This window comes from Enterobacter sp. A8 (assembly GCF_004296595.1).
In the GTDB taxonomy this organism is placed as follows: domain Bacteria; phylum Pseudomonadota; class Gammaproteobacteria; order Enterobacterales; family Enterobacteriaceae; genus Enterobacter; species Enterobacter cloacae.
The window spans coordinates 309,459-318,025 of sequence record NZ_SCMF01000005.1; the positions used below are offsets into that span (position 1 = coordinate 309,459).

9 protein-coding genes and 1 riboswitch are annotated in these 8,567 nt (G+C 54.8%); of the genes, 6 read left to right on the plus strand and 3 right to left on the minus strand.

The features are described 5' to 3' along the window. Window positions 1–40: 40 nt before the first annotated feature. A riboswitch (TPP riboswitch) is annotated at window positions 41–150 on the minus strand. Between the two features lie 54 nt (window positions 151–204). After that, window positions 205–702: an Rsd/AlgQ family anti-sigma factor gene (locus tag EQV24_RS19465; RefSeq protein ID WP_013095013.1), complete on the minus strand. Its 498-nt coding sequence runs from the start codon at window positions 700–702 to the stop codon at window positions 205–207. Window positions 703–797: 95 nt separating this feature from the next. Between EQV24_RS19465 and nudC the strand changes: the two genes are divergently transcribed. From nudC to EQV24_RS19495, 6 genes are all read left to right on the plus strand, one after another. Then, window positions 798–1,571 (plus strand): NAD(+) diphosphatase, encoded by a 774-nt coding sequence (gene nudC / locus EQV24_RS19470; RefSeq protein ID WP_013095014.1) that lies wholly within the window; start codon window positions 798–800, stop codon window positions 1,569–1,571. A gap of 40 nt (window positions 1,572–1,611) precedes the next feature. Then, on the plus strand, window positions 1,612–2,676 hold the full coding sequence (gene hemE, locus EQV24_RS19475) for a uroporphyrinogen decarboxylase (RefSeq protein WP_013095015.1): 1,065 nt from the start codon (window positions 1,612–1,614) through the stop codon (window positions 2,674–2,676). 9 nt (window positions 2,677–2,685) lie between these two features. After that, window positions 2,686–3,354, plus strand: coding sequence for a deoxyribonuclease V (nfi, locus tag EQV24_RS19480; RefSeq protein ID WP_013095016.1), 669 nt, complete (start codon window positions 2,686–2,688; stop codon window positions 3,352–3,354). Window positions 3,355–3,398: 44 nt separating this feature from the next. Then, window positions 3,399–3,989, plus strand: coding sequence for a YjaG family protein (locus EQV24_RS19485; RefSeq protein WP_013095017.1), 591 nt, complete (start codon window positions 3,399–3,401; stop codon window positions 3,987–3,989). A 186-nt stretch (window positions 3,990–4,175) separates the two neighbouring features. Further along, window positions 4,176–4,448: a nucleoid-associated protein HU-alpha gene (gene hupA, locus EQV24_RS19490; protein WP_002445246.1), complete on the plus strand. Its 273-nt coding sequence runs from the start codon at window positions 4,176–4,178 to the stop codon at window positions 4,446–4,448. Window positions 4,449–4,459: 11 nt separating this feature from the next. After that, a complete protein-coding gene (locus EQV24_RS19495) occupies window positions 4,460–5,152 on the plus strand; it encodes a DUF1481 domain-containing protein (protein WP_023621286.1) in 693 nt (230 codons plus the stop codon). 46 nt (window positions 5,153–5,198) lie between these two features. Here the strand turns inward: EQV24_RS19495 and purD are convergent, their stop codons facing one another. Both purD and purH read right to left on the minus strand, forming a co-directional pair. After that, entirely contained in the window at window positions 5,199–6,491 is a 1,293-nt protein-coding gene (gene purD / locus EQV24_RS19500; RefSeq protein WP_013095019.1) for a phosphoribosylamine--glycine ligase, read from the minus strand. 15 nt (window positions 6,492–6,506) lie between these two features. Continuing rightward, on the minus strand, window positions 6,507–8,096 hold the full coding sequence (purH, locus tag EQV24_RS19505; RefSeq protein ID WP_013095020.1) for a bifunctional phosphoribosylaminoimidazolecarboxamide formyltransferase/IMP cyclohydrolase: 1,590 nt from the start codon (window positions 8,094–8,096) through the stop codon (window positions 6,507–6,509). Between the last annotated feature and the right edge of the window lie 471 nt (window positions 8,097–8,567).

Genomic DNA, 8,567 nt, shown 5'->3' on the forward strand with positions numbered 1-8,567 from the left:
CGGATGAAGCAAGAGAGGATCGCCCTGGGGGCGATACAACAGCAGTGTGACTCTTGTTCCCTTCGCAGGTATTAGCCTGATCAGGTTCCGCGGATCCCGAATTAACGGTCTCAGCCCGTGCTTGCACACTGGGCACTCCGACAAGAAAAATCCCCCTCCACAGAGGGGCGAATGGTTGTAAATTACTCGTTAACGATTAAGAACTCAAGCAGGTCGCGCGACGTTATCTTCGTGGCTCACATCCAGGCCGTGATCCAGGGCGAGGGCGATCAGCTTATCTTCCAGCGTGAATCGCTCTTCCAGCGCTTCGCCGAGGTCGGAAAGCGCCTGCTGAAACTCAAGATAGTTATCGTGATCGATGGCGTTCTCAAGCGTGGAATCGTAGTAATCCATGATCTGCTGGGTGTTAGCTTCCAGCAGCGGATAGAGTTTGCTGGCCGCTAAATACGGTGTAGTCCCTTCCATTTCGCGGATAATGCGTTCATAAATATTGAAATGGCCGTCGGACAGATAGTCGACCAGGCTCTGACAAAAATCATCCAGCGCTTTTTCATTCAACCGCATAAACGATTCTTTGCCAGGCTTAATACCGACCAGATTGTAATAAGCCACGAGTAGATGCTTGCGCACATGTAGCCAGCGATCCACCAGTTTGTTACTTCCTCTAACGCGCTCAGTCAGGCTCTCTAGCTGGTTTAACATGGTTGACTCCGCAAGGTTGAGAATTGAATCTGCTTATCCAAAATGTAACCACAATGCTAACAACATGTCAGTGAAGCGAAGGTAGTGCAATAGATATGGATCGTATTATTGAAAAATCAGATCTGGGTTGGTGGATCGTCAGTCACGAACAAAAATTATGGTTGCCTGCCGGGGAAATACCCTATGGCGCAGCAGAAAAATTTGATCTTGTCGGCCTGCCCGCGCTGAAGATCGGGGAATGGCAGGGTGAACCCGTGTGGTTGATCCAACAGCCACGCCGCAATGACATGGGATCGGTTCGTCAGGTGCTGGATCAGGATGTGGGCCTGTTCCAGCTGGCGGGCCGGGGTGTGCAGCTGGCTGAGTTTTACCGTTCGCATAAGTACTGCGGCTACTGTGGTCACACCATGCACCCCAGTAAAACCGAGTGGGCGATGCTCTGCAGCCACTGCCGTGAGCGTTACTACCCGCAAATTGCGCCGTGCATTATCGTCGCTATCCGTCGTGACGATTCCATCCTGCTGGCGCAGCACACCCGCCACCGCAACGGCATTCATACCGTGCTGGCCGGGTTCGTCGAGGTGGGCGAAACGCTGGAACAGGCGGTGGCGCGTGAAGTGATGGAAGAGAGCGGGATTAAGGTTAAAAACCTGCGCTATGTTACCTCCCAGCCGTGGCCGTTCCCGCAGTCGCTGATGACGGCCTTTATGGCCGATTATGACAGCGGCGAGATTGTCATCGACCAGAAAGAGTTGCTGGAGGCGAACTGGTATCGTTATGACGATTTGCCGCTGCTGCCACCACCAGGCACCGTCGCCCGTCGGCTGATAGAAGATACCGTAGCAATGTGTCGGGCTGATGCTGAGTGACATGTTACACTGAGGCCATGACGCTTAAGGAACTGCAAAAATGACCGAACTGAAAAACGATCGTTATCTGCGTGCGCTGCTGCGCCAGCCCGTTGATGTCACCCCGGTGTGGATGATGCGCCAGGCGGGACGCTATTTGCCAGAGTACAAAGCCACGCGTGCGCAGGCGGGCGATTTTATGTCGCTGTGCAAAAATGCCGAGCTGGCGTGTGAAGTCACGCTCCAGCCGCTGCGCCGCTTCCCGCTGGATGCCGCCATTCTCTTTTCGGACATTCTGACCATTCCGGATGCGATGGGCCTTGGGCTCTATTTCGAAACCGGCGAAGGCCCGCGTTTCACTTCAACAATCAAAAGCAAAGCGGATGTTGATAAGCTGCCCGTTCCCGATCCTGAGCAGGAGCTGGGCTATGTGATGAATGCCGTGCGCACCATTCGTCGCGAACTGAAAGGCGAAGTCCCGCTGATTGGCTTCTCCGGCAGTCCGTGGACGCTGGCGACCTATATGGTTGAAGGCGGCAGCAGTAAAGCCTTTACCGTGATCAAAAAGATGATGTATGCAGAGCCGCTGGCCCTGCATGCGCTACTCGATAAGCTGGCGAAAAGCGTCACCCTCTATCTGAACGCGCAGATCAAAGCGGGTGCGCAGTCGGTGATGATTTTCGATACCTGGGGCGGCGTGCTGACCGGGCGCGATTATCAGCAATTTTCGCTCTACTACATGCACAAAATCGTTGATGGCCTGCTGCGTGAAAATGAAGGCCGCCGTGTGCCGGTCACGCTGTTCACCAAAGGCGGCGGCCAGTGGCTGGAAGCCATGGCGGCGACCGGCTGCGATGCGCTGGGTCTCGACTGGACCACCGATATCGCCGACGCGCGCCGTCGCGTGGGTGACAAAGTGGCGCTGCAGGGCAATATGGATCCGTCCATGCTCTACGCGCAGCCTGCCCGTATTGAAGAAGAGGTGGCGTCTATTCTGGCTGGCTTTGGCCAGGGGGAAGGGCACGTGTTTAACCTCGGGCACGGTATCCATCAGGACGTTCCGCCAGAGCACGCTGGCGCGTTTGTGGAGGCGGTGCACCGACTTTCTGCGCAATATCACAAATAAGGAGTGGTTATGGATCTCGCGTCATTACGCGCTCAACAGATAGAACTGGCTTCATCCGTGATCCGCGAGGATCGTCTGGATAAGGATCCCCCGCAGTATATAGGCGGTGCGGATGTCGGGTTTGAGCAGGGCGGTGAAGTGACGCGGGCGGCGATGGTGCTGCTGAAGTACCCCTCACTTGAGCTGGTGGAGTACAAAGTGGCGCGTATCGCCACCACCATGCCGTACATACCGGGCTTTCTCTCCTTCCGTGAATACCCCGCGCTGCTCGCAGCGTGGGAGCAACTCTCACAAAAACCCGATCTGCTGTTTGTTGATGGACACGGTATCTCTCATCCGCGTCGCTTAGGCGTTGCCAGCCACTTTGGTCTGCTGGTGGATGTACCCACCATCGGTGTGGCCAAAAAACGCCTGTGCGGTGCATTTGAGCCGCTCTCCGCCGAGCCGGGCGCGCTGGCGCCGCTTATTGATAAGGGTGAGCAGCTGGCATGGGTCTGGCGCAGTAAAGCGCGCTGTAACCCGCTGTTTATCGCAACCGGGCACCGTGTGAGCATGGACAGCGCCCTGGCCTGGGTGCAGCGTTGTATGAAGGGTTACCGGTTACCTGAGCCCACGCGTTGGGCAGATGCGGTGGCCTCTGCTCGTCCGGCTTTTGTTCGTTGGCAGGAAATTCAGTGATGAATCAGGTAAACTGCGACTAATTTTCGATTCGAGATCTCATCATGCTACAAAACCCGATTCACCTGCGCCTTGAGAAGCTGGAAAGCTGGCAGCACGTCACCTTTATGGCTTGCCTGTGCGAGCGCATGTATCCGAACTACGCCGCGTTCTGCAAGCAGACGGAGTTTGGTGATGGCCATATTTATCGCCGGATCCTCGACCTCATCTGGGAAACGCTGACGGTCAAAGACGCAAAGGTGAACTTCGACTCTCAGCTGGAAAAACTCGAAGAGGCTATTCCGGTGGCGGATGATTTTGATCTGTACGGTGTCTATCCGGCAATTGATGCCTGCGTAGCGTTAAGCGAACTGATTCACTCTCGTCTGAGCGGTGAAACGCTGGAGCACGCTATTGAAGTCAGTAAGGCATCCATTACGACCGTAGCAATGCTCGAAATGACCCAGGCAGGCCGTGAAATGACCGACGAAGAGCTGCGGGCTAACCCTGCTGTTGAACAGGAATGGGATATTCAGTGGGAGATTTTCCGCCTGCTGGCAGAGTGTGAAGAACGCGATATTGAGCTGATAAAAGGGCTGCGTGCGGACTTGCGTGAGGCCGGCGAGAGTAATATTGGTATAATTTTTAACCAATGAGACAACAAAACGTGATTTAACGCCTGTTTTGTCGCACCTCGACTCTTCCCTTCTGCCCCCCGTCTGGTCTACATTTGGGGGGCGAAAAAAAGTGGCTATCGGTGCGTGTATGCAGGAGAGTGCTATTTTGGCATTTTCGTCGCACTCGATGCTTAGCAAGCGATAAACACATTGAAAGGATAACTTATGAACAAGACTCAACTGATTGATGTAATTGCGGACAAGGCTGATCTGTCTAAAGTGCAGGCTAAAGCTGCTCTGGAATCTACCCTGGCTGCTATTACTGAGTCTCTGAAAGAAGGCGATGCTGTACAACTGGTTGGTTTCGGTACCTTCAAAGTGAACCACCGCGCTGAGCGTACTGGCCGCAACCCGCAGACCGGTAAAGAAATCAAAATCGCCGCAGCTAACGTGCCGGCATTTGTTTCTGGTAAAGCACTGAAAGACGCAGTTAAGTAAGACGCGTGGCAGTGAACAGTTTTAACGAAGGGGCGGCAACGCCCCTTTTGTCATTCTGGCGTGGCGCGCTCGCGCTGGCGGGCGTGTTACTGCTTTCCGCCTGTAGCCATGACACCTCTTTACCACCGTTTACCGCCAGCGGTTACGCTGACAACCAGGGAGCGGTGAGGATCTGGCGTAAAGATTCTGGCGGTGAAGTGCATCTGCTTTCCGCTTTTAGCCCGTGGCATAACGGCAATACATCGACCGCAGAGTATCGCTGGCAGGGAGACGACCTGTCATTCATCGAACTCAATATCTACGGCAAAACCCCCGAACATGTAAAAGTGCGGTTTGATGATCACGGCGAGCTGAGCTTTATGCAGCGTGAAGTCAACGGTCAAAAACAGCAACTCTCCAGCGATCAGGTTGCTCTCTATCGTTATCGTGCCGGACAAATCCGCCAGACCAGCGATGCGCTGCGTCAGGGACGCGTGGTGCTGCGCCAGGGGCGCTGGCATACCGATGGTACGGTCACTACCTGCGAAGGGCAGACAGTCAAACCTGATCTTGAATCCTGGGCAACCGAACATATACAGCGCCGTCAGCGTCATTCATCAATGGAAGTGAGTGTGGCGTGGCTTGAAGCGCCTGAAGGCTCTCAGCTGTTGCTGGTGGCGAACGAAGATTTCTGCACCTGGCAGCCGACAGAAAAGAGTTTTTGACGTAAATCCCCTCTCCCTTCAGGGAGAGGGTTAGAATGAGGGGGGATTACTCCCCTTGCTCACGTGCAATCGCACGATAACCGATATCCTGACGGCTAAAGCTACCGTTCCAGTGGATATCCGCCATCAGGGCATAAGCGCGCTTCTGCGCTTCGGCAACGGTATGGCCCAGCGCGGTGGCACACAGCACGCGGCCACCGTTGGTCAGTACGCGATCGTCGTCAGCCAGTTTCGTTCCGGCGTGGAACACCTTGGCACCTTCGGTTTCTTCCAGCGGCAGGCCATGGATCTCATCTCCGGTGTTGTAGTGGCCAGGATAACCGCCCGCAGCAATCACCACGCCCAGAGACGCGCGTTCATCCCACTCTGAGGTTTTCTCATCCAGCTTGCCGTCGCATGCGGCCAGGCACAGCTCCACCAGGTCAGATTTCATGCGCAGCATGATTGGCTGAGTTTCGGGATCGCCGAAGCGGCAGTTAAATTCGATCACCTTCGGATTGCCCTGCTTGTCAATCATCAGGCCCGCATAGAGGAAACCGGTGTAAGTGTTACCCTCGGCAGCCATTCCTTTTACGGTTGGCCAGATGATTCGGTCCATGGTGCGCTGATGCACTTCATCCGTCACCACAGGGGCAGGGGAGTAAGCGCCCATACCGCCGGTATTCGGCCCGGTATCCGCATTGCCCACGCGCTTATGGTCCTGGCTGGTGGCCATCGGCAGAACGTGTTCGCCATCCACCATCACGATAAAGCTCGCCTCTTCGCCATCAAGGAACTCTTCAATCACGATGCGGTGGCCCGCGTCGCCAAAGGCATTGCCTGCCAGCATATCCTGTACGGCTGCTTCGGCTTCTTCGAGCGTCATCGCGACGATAACACCTTTACCGGCAGCCAGACCGTCGGCTTTGATCACAATCGGCGCGCCTTTTTCACGTAAGTAAGCCAGCGCGGGCTCGACTTCGGTGAAGTTCTGGTATTCCGCCGTCGGGATGTTATGACGCGCAAGGAAATCCTTGGTAAAGGCTTTAGACCCTTCCAGTTGTGCTGCGCCTTCCGTCGGGCCGAAGATTTTCAGACCTGCGGCACGGAACGCGTCAACGACGCCAATCACCAGTGGCGCTTCCGGGCCGACGATGGTGAGATCGATTTTCTCGTTCTGGGCAAAGCTCAGCAGCGCGGGGATATCGGTCACGCCGATGGCGACGTTCTGCAGCGCAGGTTCCAGCGCCGTACCCGCATTACCCGGAGCCACAAAAACGGTTTCAACCAGCGGAGACTGCGCCGCTTTCCACGCCAGCGCGTGCTCGCGCCCGCCGTTACCAATCACTAATACTTTCATTTTCTGCTCCGGGAATTAATGACGGAAGTGACGCATATCGGTGAAGATCATCGCAATGCCGTGTTCGTCGGCAGCGGCAATGACTTCATCGTCACGGATAGAACCGCCAGGCTGGATCACACAGGTGATACCCACAGCGGCGGCCGCATCAATACCGTCACGGAACGGGAAGAAGGCGTCAGACGCCATGGCAGAACCTTTTACTTCCAGGCCTTCGTCGCCTGCTTTGATACCGGCAATTTTCGCAGAGTAAACGCGGCTCATCTGGCCTGCACCTATCCCGATGGTCATGTTCTCTTTGGCATAGACAATGGCGTTGGATTTCACGAACTTCGCCACTTTCCAGCAGAACAGCGCATCACGCAGTTCCTGTTCGGTTGGCTGACGTTTGGTGACGACGCGCAGGTCAGCGGCTGTCACCATGCCCAAATCGCGATCCTGAACCAGCAGCCCACCATTTACACGTTTGAAATCAAGACCCGGCACGCGCTCTGCCCACTGGCCGCAAACCAGCACGCGCACGTTCTGTTTCGCGGCGGTGATTTTCAGCGCTTCTTCAGACGCAGATGGCGCGATGATCACTTCAACAAACTGACGAGAGATAATGGCCTGTGCGGTTTCGGCATCCAGTTCACGGTTAAACGCGATAATGCCACCGAAGGCAGAGGTTGGGTCAGTTTTATAGGCGCGATCGTAAGCGTCCAGGATAGAAGTACTGACCGCTACGCCGCAGGGGTTCGCGTGCTTCACAATAACGCAGGCAGGCTCATTGAACTCTTTCACACACTCCAGTGCGGCATCGGTATCGGCAATATTGTTATAAGAGAGCGCTTTGCCCTGAACCTGCTGGGCGGTGGCGACAGAAGCTTCTTTTACTTCTTCTTCTATATAGAAGGCTGCCTGCTGGTGGCTGTTCTCGCCATAACGCATATCCTGCTTCTTGATGAAGTTCAGATTCAGCGTGCGTGGGAAGCGGCCGGAAGGATCTTTGCTTTCGCCGTGGTAAGCCGGCACCAGGCTACCGAAGTAGTTGGCGATCATGCTGTCGTACGCGGCGGTGTGTTCGAATGCTTTAATCGCGAGGTCGAAACGGGTGTCCAGAGTCAGTGACCCTTCGTTCGCATCCATTTCATTAATAATGGCGGAGTAGTCGCTGCTCTTCACCACAATGGCCACGTCTTTATGGTTCTTGGCCGCGGAGCGCACCATCGTCGGTCCGCCGATATCAATATTCTCTACGGCGTCTTCCAGAGAGCAGCCTTCACGCGCCACGGTTTGGGCGAACGGATAAAGGTTAACGACAACCATATCAATTGGCGCGATATCATGCTGTTCCATAATGGCATCATCCTGACCGCGACGACCCAGAATGCCGCCGTGGACTTTCGGGTGCAGGGTTTTGACGCGTCCATCCATCATTTCCGGGAAACCGGTGTAATCGGACACTTCGGTTACCGGCAGACCTTTATCTGCTAACAGGCGTGCGGTACCACCTGTGGACAGCAGCTCTACACCACGTGCAGAAAGTGCCTGAGCGAATTCGACGATACCGGCTTTATCAGAAACACTGAGCAGAGCGCGGCGGACTGGACGACGTTGTTGCATGGTAAATCCCCTGGATTTCACGATTACAGAGAGCGTTAGATGAATTTTCCAGCGAAAAACTCATCTAACACACCTGACGAGGCATCCTTGTTAAGCGCGAGCATTTTAACGAAAACGTTTGCGCAACGCTCGCGAATTTTCACTTTTTCGCATCGCTGTGGATAACTCTGTGTGTAAAAAGGTATAAGGCGGGGTTTTGCTGGGGAATGCAGCAGTCAGTCATTTTTCTGTCATTTAGCGGTTGCGGCCTGCGGAGAACTCCCTATAATGCGCCTCCATCGACACGGCAGATGTGAATCACTTCACAAACAGCCCGGTCGGTTGAAGAGAAAAAATCCTGAAATTCAGGGTTGACTCTGAAAGAGGAAAGCGTAATATACGCCACCTCGCGACAGAGCGCTGAAGCGCGTCGCAACTGCTCTTTAACAATTTATCAGACAATCTGTGTGGGCACTCAAAGTGACATGGATT